The following is a 22,695-nucleotide window of genomic DNA, read 5'->3' on the forward strand; positions in this document are numbered from 1 at the left end:
GCCGCCCGGCAGTCCAGTGTCGGATTATCCGCCATTATCCCTGTTTGGATAAATATCGGAAACGTGATAAAGAGGGATAATGACCAAAGCTCACTGGCATTATTCCCGCTCCGATTTCCTTGATACCGTGTTCACCATGCTGGTGAGCGGCCCGGTTCAGGCGATCTCTCTGTTCGGGCCGCGCCGGATCGGCAAGACCCAGTTCCTGCAATACGATCTTGCCCCGAGGGCCGAGATGTACGGCCATCAGGTCGCCTATGCATCCTTCTGGCAAATGCCCACGTCCCCGCTTGCGATCCTGCTTTATGAGCTGGATCAGGCACTCCGGGCGGAGCCCATCGCCAAACGTCTGGCGCGCGGCACGCTGGCGCTGTCACCCAAGTTGCGCCTGAGGGATCCGACAAGACGGGGGGAGATCGAGATCGACCTGTCGGATCTGAAGGGCAAGGCGCCTGAAGATCATCTCCTGCTTCTGGATCAGTATTGCGAGAAGCTCTCGAATGAGACGCGCCCGGCGATCCTGTTGTTTGATGAGTTTCAGGAGATCCTTTACGCGCCGGAGGCCACCGCGATCATGGCCGCGCTGCGCACTGCGCTGGACAAGCGCAAGACCGGCCTGTCCGTGGTGTTCACCGGCTCATCGCAGAGCGGATTGAAGCGGGTTTTTTCGCAGCGCGATGCCCCGTTTTTCAACTTCGCGACCGAGATCACCCTGCCGCCGCTGCCCGATGACTTCGTGACCCAGCAGTTGCGCGCGTTCCACGACACCTATCGCGGAACCATCGCGATCGACACCGCGCGCGCCGCCTTTCACGATTTTGACCGCAATCCGCTGATGTTTCAGATCTGGCTGAATGCCCTGCCGCTTAACGGCTTCGACGATGCGGCCGCCCGCCGCCAGGTCGCGCAGCAAATGGCCGAAACCGGAGGCTATGACCGAATGTGGCTGGAGCTTGCCCCGGCACAGCGCGCGATGCTGCGGCTGTTGGCCGAGGAGATCGCCCAGCCGACGGGCCAGACCGGCCATGACTTCCTGCAAAAGCTGACCGGAGAAAGCCTGACTGCCTCGCAACGGCAAAAGGCCCAGAAAGCTCTGGCGCAGCGTCATTTGATCGACAATTGGGACGGCCGATGGCAATTGACCGATCCGCTTCTGAAGGCCTGGGTCGTCGCGAGACCCGAGCGGGAGTTCACCTGATGACAAATTATCCCAAAGCCGATAATCCGGGATAATCCCGCGCCCATGCGGTGGCCTTTGCCACGCCGCACCCATTTTGCCGAGACAGGACCCGTGACTTCACCCGTCACCCCGCCGACTGACGCGCAATCAGATCGATCAGGCGTTGCCGCGCGGCGGGCAGGGGCTTCTCCCCCAGCGACAGGGCCAGATGATGGGCCAGAAAATAGCCACTAAGGTTCAGGCCATCGGCGATATCCCCCGGCTCGGCGGGGCCCTGCCCCAGAAGACAGATCGGCAGGGGCAGCAAACGGTCCGCCCACTCCCCCGCCGCCCCGCGGCTGACCGCCCGCCCGGTGCGTGGGGACACATAGGCCAGATCTTCATAAGAACCGGTCACCGCACAGGATCTCAGGTCCAGCGCAAACCCCATCTCCTCCAGCAGCCCCAACTCCCAATCCAGATAGGCCCGCGCCCAGTTTTCCGCGCCCAGACCGTCCAGCAGGGCGACCGAGCGCGCATAAAGCGCGGGGTGAGGCTCCCGTTCCGGCAGGGTAAAGGACAAGAGCGCGCAGATCGACGCAAGGCCGGCCAAGGCCAGCCGGTCAGACAGCGCCCCCGCCGCACGACCACGCAATGGCTCCACCGTGAAGGCCCCAAGATGATCCTGCAATCGTGCGCGCCATGTCACGTCCAGTTGCGCGCCGGGCTGGAGCACGGGCGTCATTTTCCGCGACGCGCCGCCACGCACCACGCCGGCATGCCGCCCCTGGGCGGCGGTGAAGACCTCGATGATCGCGGCATGTTCCCCATGCGGTCGGACCGCCAGCAAAACGCCCTCGTCGCGCCATTCCATACCGGCCATTTTCCATGCCGCGGGTCCGTTGTCCATTGCCGGGCGATCATGGCAGACTTGCCCCATGGCTGATCGCACATCCGTACCCGCCAGGTCGACGGCTGCCGTCCTTGCGCTGATGGCCCTTGGGGCGCTGTTGTTGCAGACAATCTACCTTCGGGACCGGTTCGCCCTTGGCTGGGCGGAGACGCTGTGGCTCATGGCCCTCTACTTCACGACACTCACGAACCTTCTGGCCGCCGCAAGCTTCGCGGCACTTGCCTGCGGCCGGCATTCCCGGCACCCGGGCTGGCTGCACAGCCTCGTTGTGTCGCTGATTCTTGTGGGCGGCGTCTATCACCTGCTTCTCAGCGATCTCTGGTCGCCGGACGGGATCGGGTTGATCGCCGATCACGGGCTGCACAGCGCGGTCCCTGCCGCTGCGTTTCTGTGGTGGCTTTTCTTCGCGCCTGCAGCTCCGCCGGCCCTGCGCCATCTCTGGCTGCCGCTGCTCTGGCCTGCGCTTTATACCGGATACGCCGTGCTGCGCGGCCTTGCCGAAGGGCGCTACCCCTACCCGTTTCTCGACCCGTCACTGATCGGCTGGCCGCAGGTCGCGCAGAACCTCCTCTACATCGCCGTGGTCCTGCTGGTTCTGGGCGTGGTGCTGAATGGGCTGGCCAGGATCGCCAGGCGCTAGGTCAGTCCGGGTTCGTCCAGCAAATGCCGCCCCGCCCGGTCCTCGACCTCGATCACCCAGAGATCCGGATCATAGCCCCGCTGACGCGCAAGCGCGGCCTCGACCTCGGCATCCGCACCTTCCGCCAGAACGATCCAGGCCCGCTCTCCGGTCATCAGATCGAAGGACCGCTGAAACGCTTTCGCCTGACCGTCCAGTGTATTCACCTTGATCAGAACCGTTCCCGCCGTGGCATCCCCCCTGGCGGTCACGAAGGCCGGAATATCGGCCAGCCGCAGCCGCGCCAGATAGGCATGCACCCAGAATTCCGCGGTCAGGCGCGGGGTCATGCCCCGTCCTTGAAATCCAGCCCCATCTCGGAATATCGCTCCGCCTCTTCCAACCATCCGGGCCGTACCTTGACCTGCAGGAACAGATGCACCCGGCGGCCCAAAAACGCCTCCAGTTCCTCCCGCGCCGCGGTCGAGACGGCCTTGATCGTCTCACCCTTGTTGCCCAGAACGATACCCTTGTGCCCGTCGCGCATGACATAGACGATCTGGTCGATCTTCGCCGACCCGTCCTTGCGCTCATCCCACGCCTCGGTTTCGACGGTCAGCTGATAGGGCAGTTCCTGATGCAGGCGCAGGGTCAGCTTTTCCCGCGTCATCTCCGCCGCGATCATCCGCATCGGCAAATCGGCGATCTGGTCTTCGGGGTAAAGCCACGGGCCTTCGGGGATTGCCCCGGCAAGCCACGCTTTCAGATCGTCCACGCCGTGGCCCTTCTCCGCCGAGATCAGGAAGGTCTTCTCAAACGGGAAGGCTGCGTTCATCTTTCCGGTCAGGGCCAGCAGAACCTCGGCCTTGACCCGGTCGATCTTGTTGATCGCCAGGGCAACCCGCCGCCCCTCCGCGCGCTCCGCCAGACCGTCCAGGATCGCCTGAACACCCTCGGTCAGACCGCGATGCGCCTCGATCAGCAGAACCACCACATCCGAATCCGCCGCGCCCGACCATGCGGCGGCCACCATCGCCCGGTCAAGCCGGCGGCGCGGGCGGAAAAGACCCGGGGTATCGACGAAAACGATCTGGCTGTCGCCCGCCATCGCCACACCGCGGATGCGCGCACGCGTTGTCTGCACCTTATGTGTCACGATCGAGACCTTGGCCCCGACCATCCGGTTCAGCAGCGTGGATTTGCCCGCATTCGGCTCTCCGATCAAGGCGACGAATCCGGCACGTTTGGTCATCTCACGATCCTCATTTGAAGCAAGCGGCCCGTCGCGTCGGCCTCCGGTCACGTCCCATCGATCCGCTCCAGAAGTGCCCGCGCGGCCGCCTGTTCGGCAGCGCGCTTCGCGCGCGCCTCGGCCCGTGCGCTTTCACCACTTGCCAGCCGCACCTCGATCACAAAAACCGGCGCATGGTCCGGCCCGCTGCGCGCGATCTCGACATAATCGGGCGGCATCTGTCCCCGGGCCTGCACCCATTCCTGCAAGGCGGTCTTGGCATCCCGCGCGTCAGTGTCCAGCGTCGCGATCCTGTCGGCCCATAACCGTAAAACCAGCTTTCGCGCCGCATCGAACCCGGCATCTTCATAGACCGCAGCGATCACCGCCTCCATCGCGTCGCCAAGCAGCGCGTTCTTGCGCCGCCCGCCGGTCATCATCTCGGATTTTCCCAGCTTCAGCACCGCGCCCAGATCGATCGCGCGGGCCACATCGGCGCAGGTCTCCTTGCGGACGAGCGCATTGAACCGAGGCGCCAGCGTTCCCTCAGGCGCGTGCGGGTCCTGTGCCAGAACGGCCTCGGCCATCACCAGCCCCAGCACCCGGTCCCCGAGAAATTCCAGCCGCTGATTGTCGGGCCGGGTTTCCGACGACAGCGAGGAATGCGTCAGCGCGCGGATCAACAGCGCGGGGTCGCCAAACTCGTGCCCCAGACGGGCGCAAAACGCGCTGAGATCCTTCGACAGCTTCACTCGATCGCCTGAAAGAAACGATCGCCGCGCCATGTCCAGAAATACACCATCCGGCGACCGGCAGAGGAGAAGATAACCCGATCCGCCCGGCCGATCAGGTTTTCCATCGGCACCATGCCGACGCCCCCGATGGATTGCGGGTAGCGGCTGTCCTGACTGTTGTCGCGGTTGTCGCCCATGGTGAAGAAATGGCCTTCGGGCACGGTGAAGACCGGGGTGTCATCGCCAAAGGTTCCGTCCTCGATATTCAGCACCGAATGGGAAACGCCGCCCGGCAGGGTCTCGGTGAAACGCTCTTTCAGGCAGTCGCCGCCTTCACCCACGGGGGCATTGGAACAACGCGGCGTGTGCCCGACCGGCCCTTGCAGCCCGAAGATCTCGCGGAACGGCTCTTCCGGCTCCAGCCGCGATGGCTCCCCGTTCACGAACAGGACACCATTTCGCATCTGCACCGTATCGCCGGGCAGGCCGATCACGCGCTTGATGAAATCGCTGCCATTGACCGGATGGCGGAACACGACCACATCGCCACGCTCAGGCTCCGAGCCGAAAATCCGGCCCTCGATCGGGCAGAGCGAGAACGGACAGGAATACTGCGAATAGCCATAGGCCATCTTGTTCACGAACAGAAAATCGCCGATCAGCAGCGTGTCTTTCATGCTGCCCGACGGAATCCAGAACGGCTGAAAGAACAGGGTACGGAAAACACCCGCGATCAGCAGAGCGTAGACCACGGTTTTCACCGTTTCCCAGATGGTGTCCGTCTTTGCCTCTGCCGCCATTCATCCTGCCTCGCCTAGGGCCAATTTGTTCCGCGTGTCATGATCGCTGCCCCGCCCGGTGTCAAGCAAGCCGGCGCGGCCGGGTGGGCATCGGCGGGCGCGCCGACATCTCCCGCTCGGGCAGCGCCTCGATCACCACGAAGGCCTGCGCCCAGGGGTGATCGTCGGTCAGCGTCACATGGATCACCGCGTCGTAACCCTCAGGCGTCATCCGGTCCAGCCGTTCGGCGGCCCAGCCTGTCACATGCATCACCGGTTGGCCCGTCGGCAGGTTGCTGACGGCCATGTCCTTCCAGGCGATCCCCATCCGCAGCCCCGTGCCCAACGCCTTGGAACACGCCTCCTTGGCGGCCCAGCGCTTGGCATAGACGGCGGCGGGGTCCGTCATCCGCTCGGCGCGTTTCTGTTCGATCTCTGTAAAGACACGGTTGCGGAAACGGTCGCCGAAGCGATCCAGCGTACCCTGAATCCGCTCGATATTGGCCAGATCGGTGCCGATCCCGAGGATCATTCCGCAGCCCGCCAGAACAGAAGCCGCAGACCGGCCGCTGCAAAGAACGCCGCGAACGCGGCTTCGAACCCGCGGCGGAGGCGGGCATAGGCGGCCATGACCGGCGCGACCGAAAAGATCGTCGCATAGCCAAGATAGAGCGCAAACCCCAGCGCCGCGCAGAACCCGACCACGAGGGAGGACACGGCCTGCTCCCCGCCGCCGCCAAGCGCCAGTGCCGCGACCCAGGCGAGAACCGCCTTGGGGTTGGCAAGATTGAGCGTCAGGCCGCGTCGGAAAAGCTGCCCGCGGGAGAGATCGGTGGCCACCCGAACGGCGTCTCCTGTCTCCCTGCGCAGGGCGGACTGACCAGACTTCCAGGCGAGGTAGAAAAGATAGGCCGCGCCCAGAAGCTTGAGCACCGTCAGCGCCTGCACATTTCTCGCCACAAGTGTGGCAAAGCCAAGCGCGGCGACAAGGCCCCAGACCGCAAGGCCAAACGCCAGCCCAAGGCCCAGCGCGATGCCGCCGGCGCGGCCCCTCGCCATGGAGGTGGCAGCAACGGCCAGCGTCGCCGGGCCGGGCGACCCGGCGGCGACGATGAAGGTGGCGACGGAGGTCAGCGCCGCGAGGATCGCGGGATCGCTCACGAGATCCGCGCCGTCAGAATGCGCAGGGCGGCTGCGCCGAACAGCAGCGCGAAGGCCGCATCGAACCAGCGGCCCAGCCGGGTATAGGCGCGAACGATCGGCGGGCGGGAGAACAGCAGCGCGTATCCCAGAAAAACCATCAGGCTGAGGACACCGACCGACCCGCCGATGATCGCGAAATCGCGCCACGGGGCATTTGCGGGCAAGGCGATGGAATAAAGCGATCCGAAGAACAGGATCGCCTTGGGGTTGGTCAGGTGCAGGGCCAGCCCCTTGGCGAATGCACCGCGCAGGCTGGTACCGGCGGCCTGCGCGATCGGGCTGGCCTTCGCCCCGGCCCAGGCCCGCCGCGCGGCCTTCAGCCCCAGCCAGAGCAGATATCCCGCCGCCACATACCGCATGATCTCGAAAATCCAGCCATGGGCGGCCATCACCGCGCCCAGCCCCAGAGCGGCGGCAAGCGACCATGTCCAACTGCCCAGAACGACGCCCGCCGCAAGCGCCAGCCCGTGCCGGCGCCCCGCACCCATCGACGTGCCGGCAATCGCCAGCGTCGCAGGGCCCGGACTGCCGGACGCCACCAGCGCGATCAGAAGGATCGGCACCAATGCTTCGAGACTCATGGTCCTGTCCTCGTCAGCAGCGCCGCGGCCTGGTCGATCCTTCCGTTGGGCAGGCCCGCAGGCGCAGGGGTCGTGACAGGTAGGGTCATCCTCCCCGGGCCTCGTCCATCAGCCGCCGCATTTCCGCCATGGCGGCCGGCAGCCCCACGAACACCGCCTCCCCGATCAGGAAATGGCCGATATTCAGCTCCCTGACCTCGGGCAGTGCGGCAATGGGCGTGACATTGGTGTAGCTGAGCCCGTGGCCCATATGCACTTCCAGGCCCAGATCGGCTGCATGCTTGGCGCCATCGGCAAGCCGGTTGAACTCGGCGTCCCGGGCCTCGTAGGCGCCTTCCGCATCGAGATCGCAATAGGCACCGGCATGAAGCTCGATCACCGGCGCGCCGATCCGAGACGCGGCCTCGATCTGCGCCGGGTCGGGCGCGATGAACAGCGAAACCCGGCATCCGGCATCCGCCAGCGGGCCGATGAAGCTGGCCAACCGGTTCTGATCGGCCGCAACCTCAAGCCCGCCTTCGGTCGTGCGCTCTTCGCGGCGTTCGGGAACAAGGCAGACCGCGTGCGGCCTGTGCATCAGGGCTATCGCCTGCATCTCCTCGGTCGCGGCCATTTCGAAATTGAGCGGGATCTCGATCGCCTTTAGGATCGCCGCGATATCGTCGTCGCGGATATGCCGACGGTCTTCGCGCAGATGCGCGGTGATCCCGTCGGCGCCCGCGCCCTGAGCGGCCATCGCCGCGCGCACAGGGTCGGGCAATGCGCCTCCACGCGCGTTTCGCAAGGTCGCCACGTGGTCGATGTTCACACCAAGTCTGAGTCGCTCTGCCATAGCCGGTCCTTCCTCGGGCCAACCCTAGTGTTTTGGCGGTCAGACGCCAGACTGTTCGCGCAGCTTTTTCATTTTCGCCCGGAGCTTGTTGGCCCGGCGTTTCTGATAGGCGCGGATGACCGGGACGCTCAGGTAATAGCAGACCGTGCCGCAGATCAGCCCGGGGATCACACCGCCCACCAGATAGGGGAAAAACACGTCGCGGTAGAAGGCGGCAAGCTGGTCCCAATGAGCCACATCGTCGGTGAACATCGCCACGAAATTGTTCCAGAGATCCCCCGCGGCACGATAGAATTTGGAGAAGAGGTTCCCCTCCATATTGCCGCGCATCTGCGTGCCGAGAAGGAAATGCCCGGTCTGGAGCGAGATCAGTCCGATCGGGATATATGTCAGCGGATTGCCCAGAAAGGTCGCCAGAAGGGCTGCGAGAATGTTACCGCGCATCAGCTTTGCGATGATCGCCGCCACGATGAAATGCATCCCGTAAAACGGCGTGAACACGGTGAAGGCCCCTGCGAAAATGCCCCGCGCGATGGATTCCGGCGTGCCCGGCAAGCGACGCAGCCGGTGCTTTATGTACTGAAACGCACGGGTCCAGCCGCCGCGTGGATAAACCCACTCGGCCACGACCTGCCCCCAGGGGCGATTATCGCGTCGCTTGAAAACCAAGCTTCGATCTCCTCCTCCCGTTCGGGCCGGGTCAGGGGCGGCGCTCAAGGGCGCGGTACCGCTCCATCGTGGCCACGTCGCTATCGGCCTCAACCGCCATCATCACTGCATGAAGATGCTCGGCATCTCTTACATCCAGATCGATCAACAGCCGGTAAAAATCCGGCTTCCGGTCGATGAAATGCAGGTCCGAGATATTGGCGTTCTGTTCCCCGATCAATGTGCATATCCGTCCCAGAACACCGTTATCATTGCTTAATGTCACATCTATGGTGACATTATGAACCGCCGCGTGCCGCCCTTCGGTCCAGTGCAGGTCGATCCAGCGGTCGGGCTGGTCGTCCAGTTCGGCCAGCGCCGGGCAGTCTATGGCATGCACCACGGGCCCGCGCCCGGGATAGGTGATGCCCACGATCCGTTCCCCCGGGACGGCCTGACAGCATTGCGCGCGATGGGTGACCGCGCCCGGAGGCAGGCCGATCACCGCGCGCCGGGCCTCCACCTCCCCCTCGTCGCTGCGGGCGACCAGTTCGGGGTAAAGCGCCGCAACCACGTCGCGCGCAGACAGCTCGGCGCTGCCGATCCGCGCGAGCAGCTCGTCGCCACTGTCCAGCCCGAGGGTGCGGGCCGCCGTGGCCAGCGCCTTGTCGGAAGCCTTCTTGTCCACATGCTCGAAGGCCACACGCGCCAGCTCGTGGCCCAGCTTGATGTAGCGCCCCCGATCCTCCTCGCGAAGCGAGCGGCGGATCGCCGCCTTGGCCCGGCCGGTCACGGCGATATCGATCCAGGTCGCCTGCGGGGTCTGTCCTTCGGCGGTCATGATCTCGACCGACTGGCCGTTTTTCAGACGCGTCCATAGCGGTACGCGCAGCCCGTCAACCTTGGCCCCGACACAGGAATGCCCGATCCGCGTGTGGATGGAATAGGCGAAATCAAGTGGCGTCGCCCCTTTCGGCAATTTCACCACATCGCCCTTGGGTGTGAAGCAGAAAACCTGATCGGAATACATTTCCAGCTTCACATGTTCGAGGAACTCGTCGTGATCCTCCGCCATCTCGAAGCGTTCGGTCAGATTGGCCAGCCATTTCGCGGGGTCCACGGCAAACGGGTTTTCCGCCCGCACCCCGTCACGATAGGACCAGTGGGCGGCCACACCGCTTTCGGCGACCTCGTGCATCTGCCGGGTTCTGATCTGCACCTCGACCCGTTTGCCATCCCGCCCGCTGACGGTTGTGTGGATCGAGCGGTAGCCGTTGGATTTCGGCTGGCTGATATAGTCCTTGAATCGCCCCGGCACCGAACGCCAGCGCTGATGGATCGCACCCAGAACGCGGTAGCAATCATCCTCCGACCCGGTGATCACGCGGAACCCGTAGATGTCGGACAGGCGCGAAAACGCCAGCTCCTTCTCCTGCATCTTGCGCCAGATGGAGAACGGTTTCTTGGCCCGGCCGAAAACCTCGCCGCTGACCCCGTGCTTTTCCATCACCGCCTCGATATCGTCGGTGATTTTAGGGATCACGTCGCCGCTGGCCTTCTGCAGGGTCAGGAACCGGCGGATTATGGAGTTGCGCGCCTCGGGGTTGAGCACACGAAAGGACAGATCCTCCAGCTCCTCCCGCATCCAGTGCATGCCCATGCGGCCCGCAAGCGGCGCGAAGATGTCCATCGTCTCGCGGGCCTTCTGCGCCTGTTTCTCATAGGCCATGTGCCGGATCGTCCGCATATTGTGGAGCCGGTCCGCCAGCTTGACGAGGATCACGCGCATATCCTTGGACATCGCCATGAAAAGCTTGCGGAAATTCTCCGCCTGTTTGCTTTCCCGGTTCGACAGTTCCAGATTGGTCAGCTTGGTGACGCCATCGACCAGCTCGGCGACATCGGTGCCGAAGCGTTTGGCGATCTCGGAATAGGTGCCCTTGGTGTCCTCGATCGTGTCATGCAGCAAAGCCGTTGCGATCGTCGCGTCGTCAAGCCGCTGTTCGGTCAGGATCGCCGCCACCGCCACGGGGTGGGTGAAATAGGGCTCGCCGGAATGGCGCGTCTGTCCCTCATGCATGGCGCGCGCATAGTCATAGGCGCCGACCAGCAGCGCCTCGTTGCATTTCGGATTGTAGTTCTTGACCAGGCTCAGCAGGTCAGAGGCCTCGATCATCGATCCTCCATCCGCGCCCGGACGCCGCTTATCTCTGGCCTTGCGCTTCCATCAGGGCGCGCAACATCTGTTCCTCGGTCATGTCGTCCTGCGCAGGTTTGTCCTGCTCGACACCCTGCAACAAGGCCATGGCATCCTCTTCGGGCTCGTCCACCTCGATCTGGGTCTGGTGACTTTCGATCAGACGTTCGCGCAGATCATCGGCGCGTTGGGTCTCTTCGGCGATCTCGCGCAGCGAAACGACCGGGTTCTTGTCATTGTCCCGATCGATACTCAGGGGGCTGCCGGCCGCAATCTCGCGCGCCCGGTGGGCCGCCAGCATCACCAGCTCGAACCGGTTCGGAACCTTGTCAACGCAGTCTTCAACCGTCACGCGGGCCATTCAAGAAACTCCAGCATCCTGTTTCGGGAGGGGTCAGAAACCCGTCATTTATAGCTCAAGGGCGGGAAAGGCAAGGCCCCAGCGGGCGGTTCGACTACCTCAATCGCATCGTGATCGGCCTGCGGCAGCGCATTCAACATCTCGCGCACCGTCCGTCCGGTCACCGGATGCCGCCAATCAGGCGCGATATCGGCAAGAGGGGCCAGAACGAAAATCCGCTCGCCCATGCGCGGATGCGGCAGGACCAACATCTCGGGAGCACGTCGTGCAGCGGCATCGGAGGGCAGGTTTCTCCACTCGGTCTGTGTCTCAGGGTCGGGCCAGACCCGATCGCCCAGCGCGATCAGATCGAGATCCAGCACCCGGGCTTCCCAGCGCGTCCGGCGGGTGCGGCCAAAGCCCCGCTCGATCTCATGCAAACGCGCCAGAAGCACCTGTGCATCGCCCGGCCAATCGATCGCCAGAGCGGCGTTGATGAAATCCGGCCCCGCGCCCGGAGGAAACGCAGGCGTCCGATAAAGTCGGCTGAAAACTGCCGCGACATTTTCCCCATTGGTTAATTCGGACATCGCCGCACAAACCACGGAAATCGGGGCGTTTCCTTCATGTGAAACATTTGACCCCACGGCAATGAGCGCGCGCGTAACAGAGTTATGACGGATCGGTCCTTGCGGTTGCCGGCAGTTCAACTATTTTCCTTTTCATTGCTGGCTGTTGATTTTGTCTCACTCCATTATCATTCCATGCGGCTGGCGCCACAGCTACTCACGGGATCACCCCAATGTTTTACCGAGACGAACGGCTTGCGCTGTTCATCGATGGATCGAACCTCTACGCGGCCGCCAAGGCGCTGGCGTTTGACATCGACTACAAGCTTCTGCGCCAGGAATTTATGCAGCGTGGCAAGCTTCTACGCGCCTTCTATTACACCGCCTTGCTGGAAAACGACGATTATTCGCCGATCCGGCCGCTCGTCGACTGGCTTCATTACAACGGGTTCACCATGGTCACCAAACCGGCCAAGGAGTTCACCGACAGTCAGGGGCGCCGCAAGGTCAAGGGCAATATGGATATCGAGCTGACCGTGGATGCGATGGAAATCGCCCCTCATGTCGACCATATCGTACTGTTTTCCGGCGATGGCGATTTCCGCCCTCTGGTCGCGGCGCTCCAGCGCAAGGGTGTGCGCGTCTCCGTTGTTTCGACGATTCGCAGCCAGCCGCCGATGATCGCGGACGATCTGCGCCGTCAGGCCGATAATTTCATTGAGCTGGACGAGCTCAAAGAGGTCATCGGCCGCCCTCCGCGCGAACCCCGCGAGATGGACGAACCCGAGGTCGAGACACTCGAAACCTGAGCCTGCGGCGGGGGCCTCGACGGCATCGCGGTCGGAACACTCCGCTTTCGGGCCCTAAGGGCACTAGCTCACCAAGGCATCCCCTCCCGCGCAACCTGTCCGGGCGCGAAGGCAAACCTGAGTCAACGGGCGGCGTTCGCGTTCACTTCATCATGGATCTCGATGACATTCTCGGGCCAGGTGCTCTTGATATAGGCCAGCACGGCCAGAATCTCCTCGTCGCTCAGCACCTCGCCGAAGCCGATCATGTTGCTCTGATATCCATTTCCGATCACCGCTTCGGAGCCGTATTTGGTGATCGCAAACAACATTTCGTCCGGATGATGCCAGGTGTGCCCGGTCTCGTCATGGGGCGGGGCCGGCATCAGGCCGTCCTCGCCACGGATCTGCCAGTCCCGCTCACCCTCAAGCCCTATGCCATGACAAACCGCGCAGGTCTCGGCGTAAAGGGCTGCACCCCGGTCGACCACCTCAGCATTCCGCCATTCCAGCAACCCGGGGCCTGCTTCCGCGGTGGGTTCGACCAGCACCAGCCATGCCGCCAGGGGGATCGACAGCAGCATTACACCGACAATCACACGCATCATCACACTTTCTCCATATCCTGCAAAACGAGCCGGATGCTGCTCTGCATCCTTCCCGCGCAGGAAGGTCAATTGACGAAACCGTGAGGCTCAGACGGGGCCCTGATATTCTCCGCGCGCCGGGTAGCTTTTCTCTATCGCGAAGTCGACCGCGCTCAGAAGCTCGCGGAAATGGGGCCGGACGAAGGGCATGGTCTGCACGCTCATGAAGTAAAGCGTCTGGTCCTGATTGACCAGGAACAGCCCCGGCTCCGCAAACAGGGCCGGTTCCTCGATCCCGATCGAGGTCTTGCCGCGCGAGGTGGAGATATACAGCCCCCATTCCCGCGCCTTGCCCAGGCTCAGGTCATAGCCGAACCGCAGTTTTTCGGCCCCGATCTTCTCGGCCATCCCGCGTGTGCGTTCCAGCCCGTCCGAACTGATGGCGATGCTTGCAACGCCGCGCTCGGCGAAATCGTCCACCAGCTTCTCGAACTCTGTCAGATAGGTGGCGCAAAGCGGGCAGTGGAGACCGCGGTAGAAACAGACCACGGTTCCGCGCGGGCTCGCCTGATCGGCCAGATCGAACTGGCCACCCCCCAGAAGCGGGACGATTAGATCGGGTGTTTTCTGGCGGGGCATCAGCATCTGGTCGTTTCTCCTGCCTGTCTTGAGGCGTCATTCGAAATCGTCATCCGTATCGCACGGCACGGCTCTGGCAATCGGCCGCGCATGCACCGATACGCCATGACCTGAAAGCTCATCTTATGGCTTTCAGCGTCACGCACGCATCAAACCTGCTCTCTACAGGCTGAAATCGCGATGACAAGTCCGGTTCTGCCGATCCGCCTCTAGACGCCACCGCTCCCCGGTCCTAACTTTGAACTCATGCCGGAGATGCCGATGACCAAGCCGCCCCTCACCCTCTATCTCGCCGCTCCGCGCGGTTTTTGCGCCGGTGTCGACCGGGCGATCAAGATCGTCGAGATGGCCCTGCAGAAATGGGGCGCACCGGTCTATGTGCGCCACGAGATCGTGCACAACAAATACGTGGTCGATGACCTGCGTGCCAAAGGTGCGGTCTTTGTCGAAGAACTCGATGAATGTCCCGATGACCGACCCGTCATCTTCTCCGCTCACGGGGTGCCCAAAGCCGTACCGGCCGAGGCCGCGCGACGCGAGATGCTATTTGTGGACGCAACCTGCCCGCTCGTCTCCAAGGTGCATATCGAGGCCGCTCGTCACCATGAGAACGGCTTGCAGATGATCATGATCGGCCATGCCGGACATCCCGAAACAGTGGGTACGATGGGCCAGCTTCCCGACGGTGAGGTTCTTCTGGTCGAGACGGTCGAGGATGTCGACTCTGTCCGGGTCCGTGATCCCGAGCGCCTCGCCTTCGTCACGCAGACCACGCTGTCCGTCGATGACACCGCAGATATCGTTCGCGCACTGCAGGCCCGGTTCCCGGCGATTGTGGGGCCGCACAAGGAAGATATCTGCTATGCCACCACCAACCGTCAGGAGGCGGTGAAGGCGATGGCGCCTCTCGCCGACGCGATGCTGGTTGTGGGCGCCCCGAATTCTTCCAACTCGAAACGGCTGGTCGAGGTGGGCGCGCGCGCCGGCTGCGGCTATGCCCAGTTGGTCCAGCGTGCCGACGATATCGACTGGCGCGCACTCGATGGCATTTCCTCCATCGGCGTCACCGCGGGGGCATCCGCGCCCGAGGTTCTGATCAATGAGGTGATCGACGCGTTCCGCGCAAAGTACTCGGTGACGGTCGAAATGGTTGAAACCGCCGTTGAAAATGTGGAATTCAAGGTGCCGCGGGTTTTGCGCGTCCCGGCATGAGCGATGTGCCCGCCGCCGCGCGATCATCCCAGACGGGTTAGCGAACGCCGCGCATGGCCGGCATGTCCCACGCACTATGTTCCGGCAAGCATTTGTTTCTGACCGGCATCACCTGCAGCGTCCATGATGGCGCAATGCCCTGGTCGAGATGACCAGCCATTACGTCGGGCTGGACTGCGGTGAGGTCGCGATGCTGCTCTGTCAGCGCGCCGTGTCGAGGTCAGGTTCGCCGCGCAGGTCGGGCTGGCCCTCTAGCGCTCGCAGGCCACGCCGTCCCCGTCCCGGTCAAGCCGATAGGGGTCCGGGCCGACAACGCGGATCGGTCCCGATACATAAAGCGGACCATTTCCACCGCCGCCCGCGCAATCCACATCCGGCCCATTCACCGGCAGGCACGCGCCCTGGTAGCTTGGATGGCAGGCCTGCGCACGGGCAGGCCCGGGCGCGGCAAGCGCGAAGACCGCCAGAACAGACAGGCCTATCGCATATATCGCAATTAGTTTCATGTGCAATTAATTAGTTAATAAGATGTTAATGGTCAATGTGGAACCGCCGGGCCGCCATCTCCCGCACCCGTGGGGGTAAGGCAAACCTCCCTTTCCCGGGCGCGGGATTAGTCTAGGCTCCCGCCATTAAAGCAGATTGACGGCCCTATGATTTCAGTCCTTGCCCGGTTGACGGGCGCAGCCATCATCCTCTTCGCCCGGTTCATCACCGCCGTCCGCGCCATCTGGGACGGTATCGAGCCGGTGCCGCGCCAACGCATCTATTTCGCTAACCACGCTTCCAACGGCGACACGATCCTGATCTGGACGGTTCTGCCCCCCGCGATACGGACGCGCACCCGTCCGGTGGCCGCCGCCGATTACTGGCTGCAATCGCCGTTGCGGCGTTTCATCGGGCAGGACGTGCTGAACACCGTGTTGATCGACCGCCGCCCGGACGCGCGGAACCATGACCCGATGGCCCTTATTCTGGAGGCAGTGGATGACGGCGCCTCGCTCATCATCTTCCCGGAGGGGCAGCGCAACGCCACGGATGCACCCTTGTTGCCCTTCAAAAGCGGACTCTACAACATCTCCGCCGCTCGCCCGCAGGTCGATCTGGTGCCGGTCTGGATCGAAAACCTCAACAGCGTCATGCCCAAGGGCAAGATCATCCCGATCCCATTGCTGTGCACCGTCACCTTCGGGGCGCCCATCCGGGCGGAACCGGATGAACCGCGCGAGGCGTTCCTGACCCGGGCGCAGGAGGCCGTCCTGGCCCTTGCCCCCCGGCCGGCGGAGGACCAGCAATGACAGGCCCAAACGGCGATTTCCTGTTCCTGCTTCTTGGTATCGGCGGCATTCTGGTGCTGGCCACGACCATCGGCGCCATTCTAAAGCATCGCATCGCGCCCGACGGCTCGAACCCCACGATCGAAAACCTGAATGCCCGGATCATGGCGTGGTGGGGCATGACCGCGCTTCTGGCCATCGCCTTTCTGGCCGGACGCACGGGCGTGATCATTCTCTTCGCCTTCTGCTCCTTCGCGGCCTTGCGCGAGTTCATGACGCTCACCACCAAATCGGCGGCCGATCACTGGCCCATCGCGGTCGCCTTCTTCGTCGTGCTCCCGGTGCAATACTACCTGATCTGGATCGACTGGTACGGACTCTATTCTATCTTCATCCCGGTCTATGTCTTCCTGCTGCTGCCTATCATCACGGTCCTGCAGGGGGATACGCGCAACGTCTTCATCCGCATCTCGGAGACCCAGTGGGCGCTGATGATCTGCGTCTTCTGCGCCAGCCATGTGCCCGCCCTTCTGACTCTGCAGATCGACGGGTACGAGGGCCGGAACATCCTGCTGATCGCCTTTCTGATCGTGGTCGTGCAACTCAGCGACGTCTTGCAATACACTTGGGGCAAACTGATCGGGAAGCACAAGGTCGCGCCCGCGCTCTCCCCCTCCAAGACATGGGAAGGGCTGGTGGGCGGCGTCGCCTCGGCCACGATGGCGGGAACGGCCCTGTGGTGGATCACGCCCTTTACAGTCTGGCAGGCGGCGGCCATGTCACTTGCCATTACGCTTTGCGGGTTCTTCGGCGGGCTGGTCATGTCGGCGATCAAACGTGACCGGGGCGTGAAGGACTGGGGCCACCTGATTGCGGGCCATGGCGGGTTCATAGACCGGCTGGACAGCGTGGTCTTCTCGGCGCCGATCTTCTTTCATCTGGTGCGCTATTACTGGTCGTCGGTCTGATGGCGCTGGCGGATAACTCCCTCGTCCATATGGGCGTCGGCTTCGTCCTGATGGGGGCATGGGCAGCTTATGCCAATGTTGCCCATCCTATGCCGGCACCGCTGATCGCCGGCCTTGTGCAGGGGTGCCTCACAGCCGCCATCACGCTGGTCATGAAACGCATGCTCGAAATTCTGTGCCGGCGGCTGCCAGGGCGGGGTGGTCTGATCCTGCCGCCCGTCGCCGCCTTCGCGCTCTCACTCACGCTGCTTGGCGCGATCCATACCGCCGCCGGTACGCCGGAGGTGCTGATAACGCTGGCCGTGCCCACCACCGTCGCCACGCTCTACGCAACGCTTTACACCTACAGGATCTGGAGCCGACGCCCATGACAAGCCGCCGCCCCATTGCAAGCCGCAATGTGCGGATCATTCAGGGAGCCGCCCGCCGGCTCGCTGCGAGCGATATCAGCGCCAACCAGATCTCTCAGGCCAGCATCGGATTTGCCGCCTTGGCCGCAGTTGCGTTCTGGCTATCCGGCATCGGCGGCACCGGGCTGGCCATCGCGATGCTGCTTCTGGCGGCCCTTGCGGTGCAACTGCGCCTTCTGTGTAACCTGCTCGACGGAATGGTTGCCATCGAAGGCGGCAAATCCGCGCCCGATGGGCCGTTCTGGAATGAAGCCCCCGATCGCTTGGCGGATATCCTGATACTGGCGGGTCTCGGGATGGCCGCTGGAAATCTCGCCCTCGGCCTTGTCGCCGCCACCCTTGCCGTGACAACCGCCTATCTGCGCGAGCTTGGCCGCGCCGAAGGGGCGCCCGCGGATTTCTCGGGCCCGATGGCCAAGCCGCATCGCATGGCGGCGGTCACGCTCGGCGCCGCTGTGGCAGCAATCGAACTGGCAGTAGCCGGCAGCAGCCTCAGCCTACGGGTGGTGCTCTGGATCATCATCGTTGGAGCCCTGGTCACGGTCCTTCGCCGCGCCGCCCGACTTATCGCCGAGCTGAAATCGCGATCCTAGACAGATACGCGCGCGTCAGTCCTTGGGCGCGTCGTCGTAATCATCCCTCAGGATTCGGTGCGCATCGCCGTCGGGGTCGTCGAACTGGCCCCGCTTCAGCATCCAGAAAAACGCCGCAAGGCCGACGCCACCCAGAAACAGCGAAACGGGAATGAGGATGCCGAGGACGTCCATGGAATTCCCTATTTCAGGCGCAATGCGTTCAACGACACCGTAAGCGATGACGCCGACATCGCAAGGGCCGCGATCAATGGCGTGGCAAGGCCCGCAATGGCGAATGGAACGGCCAGCACGTTATAGACGGTGGCAAGCGTGAAGTTTTCGGAAATCCGCTTGCGCGCGACCACCGAGATGCGCACCGCATCCGCGATCGGCGACAGGTCGCGGCCCAGCAACACCATGTCGGAGGCCGCGCGCGACGCATCCAGCGCCGAGGCCGGCGAGATCGAGACATGCGCGGCGGCCAGCGCGGCGGTGTCGTTCAGCCCGTCGCCCACCATCAGAACCCGCGCGCCTTCCGCCGCAAGCCCGGCGACGAACCCGGCCTTCTCGGCGGGCAGCGCCTCGGCAATCACCTCGTCGATGCCGATCTCGGCGGCGAAGCTGGAAACAGCACCCTTGGTGTCCCCCGATATCAGGACGATGCGCTTGCCCTGCGCCTTCAGCGCCTGAACCGTCTCGGCCGCGCCTGGGCGCAGGCTGTCGGTGAAGGTCAGCGGCAGCGCGTCGGCCGAACCGATCTGCAGGAAGGTCGCGGTGATGTCCGGGGGCTCGGCCCCGACCCATCCGGCCCGGCCCAGCCGCACCGGCTGCTCATGCCAGCGCGCCTCCACGCCATAACCCGGCACCTCTCGGAGATCGTCCAGCTTCGCCGGGCGCACCCCCCTGTCCCGCAAGGCCTTGCTCAACGCCTCCGCCAGTGGATGGGCGGATGCCATCGCCAGCCCGAGCGCCACCCGCATCGCTTCGGCAGGATGCCGGTCCAGCCCGACGGGCTGCGGCGCTCCAAGGGTCAGGGTACCCGTCTTGTCGAAAATCACGGTGTCAACCTCGGCCAACCGCTCCATCGCGGTTCCGTCCTTGATCAGCATACCCTTGCGGAACAGCCGACCGGAGGCCGCCGTGGTGACGGCGGGAACGGCAAGTCCAAGCGCGCAGGGGCAGGTGATGATCAGTACGGCGGCGGCGATGTTGAGCGACACGCGCAAATCCTGCGTGTAGATCCACCAGCCGATCGCCGCCAGCACGGACAGGATATGCACACCCGGCGCGTAAAGCTTGGCCGCCTGATCGGCCAGCGAAGTATAGTTGTTCCGCCCGGCCTCGGCCACGGCGACCAGATCGGCGATCCGGTGCAAAGCGGTGTCCTCGCCCGCCGCGGTTACCTCCACCATCAGCGGACCGGTCAGGTTCACTTCACCCGCGCTCACCACCGAACCGGGCCCCGCATAGGCCGGCAGGCTTTCCCCCGTCATCAGCGCGCGGTCGATCTCGGAGGCGCCGTCGGTCACCCGGCCATCCACCGGAATGCGCCCGCCGGGTTTCACGCGAACGATGTCGCCCGGCGAAAGCTCGGACACCGACACGGTTTCCTCCCTCCCGTCGCGCAGTCGGAGCGCACGGGGCACCTCAAGTGCGGCAAGTTCCTGCGCGGCTGAGCGGGCCGACGCGCGGGTGCGATAATCCAGATACCGCCCGGCCAGCAGAAAGAAGCAAAGCGCGATCGCAGCGTCGAAATAGGCATGTTTGCCTGAGTGCATCGTTTCATAAAGCGACGTACCCACCGCCAGCAGAATAGCCAGCGTGATCGGCACATCCATGTTCAGTCGCCGCACGCGAAGCGCCGACCAGGCCGACACGTAAAATGGACGGCCGCAGAAAATCACCGCCGGTATTGCGATGGCGGCCGAAATCCAGTGCATCATGTCACGGGTCGAGCCTTCGGCCCCCGACCAGACCGCGACCGACAACAGCATGACGTTCATCATCGCAAAAAACGCGACCGCCAGCCGCATCAGCAGGTCGCGGCCTCGCCTGTCGCTGTCGGTGGTGGCCAGCACACCCGGATCCAGCTCATGTGCCTCATAGCCCGCGCGCTCCAGCACCTCGACCAGATCGACCGCGGTGACACTCCTATCGGCCTGCACTGCGGCGCGTTTGAGGGTCAGGTTCACTCGCGCATCCTGCACCCCCGGCACCGCCATCAGCGCCCGCTCCACGCCCGAGATACAGCCCGCGCAATGGATGGCGGGCAAGGACAGCATCAGCCGCCCATTCCTCGGAAGTTCAGCCAGAGCCTCGGCCGCCGGGGCACCCGCACAGGCCGGACAGGCGGCGGGGCCGGGATGCTCGTAGGTGGCGGACATTTCTGCGCCTAATCCTGCAAGGTGAAGGTGATGTTATGGCGGTAATCCGTACCGTCGCGCGCGGTGCCGGTCAGCCGCAGGCGCCAGCGCCCTTCGCTGACCGAAACCGGTGCCGTGAAGGCGCCGTTGACCCGCGTCAGCTCCAGCAACTGGTCCTCTGTCTGGTTCGTGGGCCGGGTCAGAAGTGCTGTCAGCTCCGCCGGAGATACGGGCTCTCCGTCATTGTCGACCATGTTCAGAGTCAGCACATCGCCCTCGACCGAAACCGAGGCATTCCAACCAAGAGCTTCCTGCGCCGTGCGGCGCAGGTCGTAATCCTGGCTGTCGGCATAGCTCGACGAGACCTCCAGCCCGGGAAAGGTGGAAATCGCGTTATAGGCCATGAACAGGTTGACCCCGATGATCAGGCCAAAACCGCCGATGAAAATCGCCAGTACATGGCGGCCTGTCAGTTCCTTGCCGCCATCCGGTCTTTCGGAGCTCATTGATCTGCCCTTCCGTTGAAGATCGTATCCTGATGGGTCCGCGCCGTGCTGCGCAGATCCTCGACCCAGAAGCGGAACTCCGTCCGCTCGCTGGTGGCCGGCACCGACCCGACCGGTGCCGTGACATAGACCCTCTGCAGATGCGTTGTGTCGGCGGGCACATCGACGGTCAGTTCATCCGTGCCTTCCAGCGCAACCTCAAGGGGAACTTCCGAGGTGAGCGAGATGTCGAACGTGCTGTCGTCATGGCTCATGTTCCGGATGCGGATGTCATAGGTGTTGCGGATCGACCCGTCACTCATCGTCACGAATTGCGGATTGCGCACCGGGGCGACGGTCACGTCGATTTCGGAGCGGATGAACAGCATCACCACCAGGGCGACACCGATCGCCGACCACAGCACGGTGTAGAGGATCGTGCGCGGCCGGAAGATGTGCTTCCAGATGGAAACCTTCTGGTTGCCCGCCCGCTCATTGGCCTCGTCGGTCAGCGCCATATAGTCGATCAGCCCGCGGGGTTTGCCGATCTTGTCCATGATGTCGTCGCAGGCATCGATGCACAGCGCGCAGGTGATGCATTCCATCTGCTGGCCGTCGCGGATATCGATCCCCACCGGGCAAACATTCACGCACGCATTGCAGTCGATGCAATCGCCAAGCAGCTCCGCGCCTTCTGCCTTGCGATGCTTGCCGCGCGGCTCCCCTCGCCAGTCGCGATAGGCCACGGTGATAGTGTGTTCGTCCATCATCGCCGCCTGAATACGGGGCCATGGGCACATGTAGATGCAGACCTGTTCGCGCATGAACCCGCCGAAGACAAAGGTCGTCGCGGTCAGGATCGCGATGGTCGTGTAAGCGATGGGATGGGCCTGAAGCGTCACCAGATCGACCAGCAATGTGGGCGCATCGGCGAAATAGAAGACCCAGGCGCCGCCGGTCGCCACCGCGATGGCCAGCCAGACGAGATATTTGGTGAGCCTCAGCCGGACCTTCTTGAAGTCCCACTCGGCCTTCCAGAGCCGCAGGCGCGCGTTGCGGTCGCCTTCTATCCAGCGCTCGACGGTGAAAAACAGATCCGTCCAGACGGTTTGCGGGCAGGTATAGCCGCACCAGACCCGGCCAAGCGCGGAGGTGAAGAGAAACAGGCCAAGCCCCGCCATGATCAGAAGGCCCGCCACGAAATAGAACTCATGGGGCCAGATCTCGATCCAGAAGAAAAAGAACCGCCGGTTCGCCATATCGATCAGCACCGCCTGATCCGGCAGCGAAGGGCCGCGATCCCAGCGGATCCATGGGGTCAGATAATAGATCCCCAAGGTGACGATCATGATGATCCATTTGAGATTGCGGAATGGTCCCGAAACCCGCTTCGGGAACACAGGTTCGCGGGCAGCGTAGAGCTTCTGCGGCTCTTCCGTAGCACTCATGACGGGAATCGCTCCTAGGTTGTGTGGGTCCTGCGCATCTTCGGTTCTAGGGTCTGACTGGCGCAGGCTCCTTGACGTGGATCAAACCCTGATCTTCATTTAGTTGACCCGGCCAACAGATCATCTGTGGCAAAGGGT

28 protein-coding genes are annotated in these 22,695 nt (G+C 63.6%); 8 read left to right on the top strand and 20 right to left on the bottom strand.

The window, feature by feature from the left end; all coding sequences use genetic code 11:
- Nucleotides 1–79 precede the first annotated feature (79 nt).
- Complete coding sequence (locus D9R08_RS17725; protein ID WP_121899468.1) at nt 80–1,198, top strand: ATP-binding protein; 1,119 nt, start codon at nt 80–82, stop codon at nt 1,196–1,198.
- A 106-nt stretch (nt 1,199–1,304) separates the two neighbouring features.
- On the opposite strand, the gene recO is transcribed toward D9R08_RS17725, so the two are convergent.
- Nucleotides 1,305–2,033 (bottom strand): DNA repair protein RecO, encoded by a 729-nt coding sequence (gene recO, locus D9R08_RS17730; RefSeq protein WP_121899509.1) that lies wholly within the window; start codon nt 2,031–2,033, stop codon nt 1,305–1,307.
- A gap of 64 nt (nt 2,034–2,097) precedes the next feature.
- On the opposite strand from recO, the gene D9R08_RS17735 reads away from it, so the two are divergent.
- Nucleotides 2,098–2,712, top strand: coding sequence for a Pr6Pr family membrane protein (locus D9R08_RS17735; protein WP_121899469.1), 615 nt, complete (start codon nt 2,098–2,100; stop codon nt 2,710–2,712).
- Here D9R08_RS17735 and D9R08_RS17740 read toward each other — a convergent pair.
- The 12 genes from D9R08_RS17740 to folK form a co-directional block, all read right to left on the bottom strand.
- Nucleotides 2,709–3,041, bottom strand: coding sequence for a DUF1491 family protein (locus tag D9R08_RS17740; protein WP_121899470.1), 333 nt, complete (start codon nt 3,039–3,041; stop codon nt 2,709–2,711). The two genes, D9R08_RS17735 and D9R08_RS17740, sit on opposite strands and share 4 nt — an antisense overlap.
- Nucleotides 3,038–3,943 (bottom strand): GTPase Era, encoded by a 906-nt coding sequence (era, locus tag D9R08_RS17745; protein WP_121899471.1) that lies wholly within the window; start codon nt 3,941–3,943, stop codon nt 3,038–3,040. Before era ends, D9R08_RS17740 begins: the two co-directional genes overlap by 4 nt.
- A 47-nt stretch (nt 3,944–3,990) precedes the next feature.
- Entirely contained in the window at nt 3,991–4,674 is a 684-nt protein-coding gene (gene rnc, locus D9R08_RS17750) for a ribonuclease III (RefSeq protein ID WP_121899472.1), read from the bottom strand.
- Nucleotides 4,671–5,456, bottom strand: coding sequence for a signal peptidase I (lepB, locus tag D9R08_RS17755; RefSeq protein WP_121899473.1), 786 nt, complete (start codon nt 5,454–5,456; stop codon nt 4,671–4,673). The genes rnc and lepB overlap by 4 nt, the downstream gene beginning before the upstream one ends.
- Nucleotides 5,457–5,517: 61 nt before the next feature.
- Complete coding sequence (acpS, locus tag D9R08_RS17760) at nt 5,518–5,967, bottom strand: holo-ACP synthase (RefSeq protein ID WP_121899474.1); 450 nt, start codon at nt 5,965–5,967, stop codon at nt 5,518–5,520.
- A complete protein-coding gene (locus tag D9R08_RS17765) occupies nt 5,964–6,596 on the bottom strand; it encodes a LysE family transporter (RefSeq protein WP_121899475.1) in 633 nt (210 codons plus the stop codon). Before D9R08_RS17765 ends, acpS begins: the two co-directional genes overlap by 4 nt.
- Nucleotides 6,593–7,219, bottom strand: a complete 627-nt coding sequence (locus D9R08_RS17770) for a LysE family translocator (protein ID WP_121899476.1) — start codon at nt 7,217–7,219, stop codon at nt 6,593–6,595. Before D9R08_RS17770 ends, D9R08_RS17765 begins: the two co-directional genes overlap by 4 nt.
- Nucleotides 7,220–7,304: 85 nt before the next feature.
- Complete coding sequence (locus tag D9R08_RS17775) at nt 7,305–8,051, bottom strand: pyridoxine 5'-phosphate synthase (protein WP_121899477.1); 747 nt, start codon at nt 8,049–8,051, stop codon at nt 7,305–7,307.
- Nucleotides 8,052–8,090: 39 nt separating this feature from the next.
- Entirely contained in the window at nt 8,091–8,720 is a 630-nt protein-coding gene (locus D9R08_RS17780; protein WP_121899478.1) for a DUF2062 domain-containing protein, read from the bottom strand.
- 31 nt (nt 8,721–8,751) lie between these two features.
- Nucleotides 8,752–10,875 (bottom strand): RelA/SpoT family protein, encoded by a 2,124-nt coding sequence (locus tag D9R08_RS17785; protein ID WP_121899479.1) that lies wholly within the window; start codon nt 10,873–10,875, stop codon nt 8,752–8,754.
- 28 nt (nt 10,876–10,903) lie between these two features.
- A complete protein-coding gene (gene rpoZ, locus D9R08_RS17790) occupies nt 10,904–11,257 on the bottom strand; it encodes a DNA-directed RNA polymerase subunit omega (protein WP_121899480.1) in 354 nt (117 codons plus the stop codon).
- 44 nt (nt 11,258–11,301) lie between these two features.
- Nucleotides 11,302–11,883, bottom strand: a complete 582-nt coding sequence (folK, locus tag D9R08_RS17795; protein WP_121899481.1) for a 2-amino-4-hydroxy-6-hydroxymethyldihydropteridine diphosphokinase — start codon at nt 11,881–11,883, stop codon at nt 11,302–11,304.
- 155 nt (nt 11,884–12,038) lie between these two features.
- Here folK and D9R08_RS17800 point away from each other — a divergent pair, with 155 nt between their 5' ends.
- Entirely contained in the window at nt 12,039–12,614 is a 576-nt protein-coding gene (locus D9R08_RS17800; protein ID WP_121899482.1) for a LabA-like NYN domain-containing protein, read from the top strand.
- Between the two features lie 122 nt (nt 12,615–12,736).
- Here D9R08_RS17800 and D9R08_RS17805 read toward each other — a convergent pair whose 3' ends face one another.
- Together D9R08_RS17805 and D9R08_RS17810 are read right to left on the bottom strand one after the other, a co-directional pair.
- Entirely contained in the window at nt 12,737–13,201 is a 465-nt protein-coding gene (locus D9R08_RS17805; RefSeq protein ID WP_199709429.1) for a c-type cytochrome, read from the bottom strand.
- Between the two features lie 87 nt (nt 13,202–13,288).
- Nucleotides 13,289–13,825 (bottom strand): peroxiredoxin-like family protein, encoded by a 537-nt coding sequence (locus D9R08_RS17810; RefSeq protein ID WP_121899483.1) that lies wholly within the window; start codon nt 13,823–13,825, stop codon nt 13,289–13,291.
- 255 nt (nt 13,826–14,080) lie between these two features.
- Here D9R08_RS17810 and ispH point away from each other — a divergent pair, with 255 nt between their 5' ends.
- A complete protein-coding gene (gene ispH / locus D9R08_RS17815; protein WP_121899511.1) occupies nt 14,081–15,031 on the top strand; it encodes a 4-hydroxy-3-methylbut-2-enyl diphosphate reductase in 951 nt (316 codons plus the stop codon).
- A 251-nt stretch (nt 15,032–15,282) separates the two neighbouring features.
- On the opposite strand, the gene D9R08_RS17820 is transcribed toward ispH, so the two are convergent.
- Nucleotides 15,283–15,537 carry an excalibur calcium-binding domain-containing protein gene (locus tag D9R08_RS17820; protein WP_121899484.1) on the bottom strand — a complete coding sequence of 85 codons (255 nt, stop codon included), beginning with the start codon at nt 15,535–15,537 and terminating at the stop codon, nt 15,283–15,285.
- A 147-nt stretch (nt 15,538–15,684) separates the two neighbouring features.
- Here D9R08_RS17820 and D9R08_RS17825 point away from each other — a divergent pair, with 147 nt between their 5' ends.
- From D9R08_RS17825 to D9R08_RS17840, 4 genes are read left to right on the top strand one after another with little or no spacing between them, the layout of a single operon-like run.
- Complete coding sequence (locus D9R08_RS17825; protein WP_121899485.1) at nt 15,685–16,329, top strand: lysophospholipid acyltransferase family protein; 645 nt, start codon at nt 15,685–15,687, stop codon at nt 16,327–16,329.
- On the top strand, nt 16,326–17,276 hold the full coding sequence (locus tag D9R08_RS17830; RefSeq protein WP_121899486.1) for a phosphatidate cytidylyltransferase: 951 nt from the start codon (nt 16,326–16,328) through the stop codon (nt 17,274–17,276). Before D9R08_RS17825 ends, D9R08_RS17830 begins: the two co-directional genes overlap by 4 nt.
- A complete protein-coding gene (locus tag D9R08_RS17835) occupies nt 17,276–17,647 on the top strand; it encodes a hypothetical protein (protein ID WP_121899487.1) in 372 nt (123 codons plus the stop codon). Before D9R08_RS17830 ends, D9R08_RS17835 begins: the two co-directional genes overlap by 1 nt.
- Complete coding sequence (locus D9R08_RS17840; RefSeq protein ID WP_121899488.1) at nt 17,644–18,279, top strand: CDP-alcohol phosphatidyltransferase family protein; 636 nt, start codon at nt 17,644–17,646, stop codon at nt 18,277–18,279. The genes D9R08_RS17835 and D9R08_RS17840 overlap by 4 nt, the downstream gene beginning before the upstream one ends.
- Before the next feature lie 15 nt (nt 18,280–18,294).
- Here the strand turns inward: D9R08_RS17840 and ccoS are convergent, their stop codons facing one another.
- Genes ccoS through ccoG form a run of 4 tightly spaced genes read right to left on the bottom strand, consistent with a single transcriptional unit; the run spans nt 18,295 to nt 22,557 of the window.
- Nucleotides 18,295–18,453, bottom strand: coding sequence for a cbb3-type cytochrome oxidase assembly protein CcoS (gene ccoS, locus D9R08_RS17845; protein WP_121899489.1), 159 nt, complete (start codon nt 18,451–18,453; stop codon nt 18,295–18,297).
- Between the two features lie 8 nt (nt 18,454–18,461).
- Nucleotides 18,462–20,645 carry a heavy metal translocating P-type ATPase gene (locus D9R08_RS17850; RefSeq protein ID WP_121899490.1) on the bottom strand — a complete coding sequence of 728 codons (2,184 nt, stop codon included), beginning with the start codon at nt 20,643–20,645 and terminating at the stop codon, nt 18,462–18,464.
- An 8-nt stretch (nt 20,646–20,653) separates the two neighbouring features.
- Entirely contained in the window at nt 20,654–21,130 is a 477-nt protein-coding gene (locus D9R08_RS17855; protein ID WP_121899491.1) for a FixH family protein, read from the bottom strand.
- On the bottom strand, nt 21,127–22,557 hold the full coding sequence (gene ccoG, locus D9R08_RS17860; RefSeq protein WP_121899492.1) for a cytochrome c oxidase accessory protein CcoG: 1,431 nt from the start codon (nt 22,555–22,557) through the stop codon (nt 21,127–21,129). Before ccoG ends, D9R08_RS17855 begins: the two co-directional genes overlap by 4 nt.
- Between the last annotated feature and the right edge of the window lie 138 nt (nt 22,558–22,695).

It is taken from the genome of Rhodophyticola porphyridii, assembly GCF_003688285.1.
Classification (GTDB): Bacteria; Pseudomonadota; Alphaproteobacteria; order Rhodobacterales; family Rhodobacteraceae; genus Rhodophyticola; species Rhodophyticola porphyridii.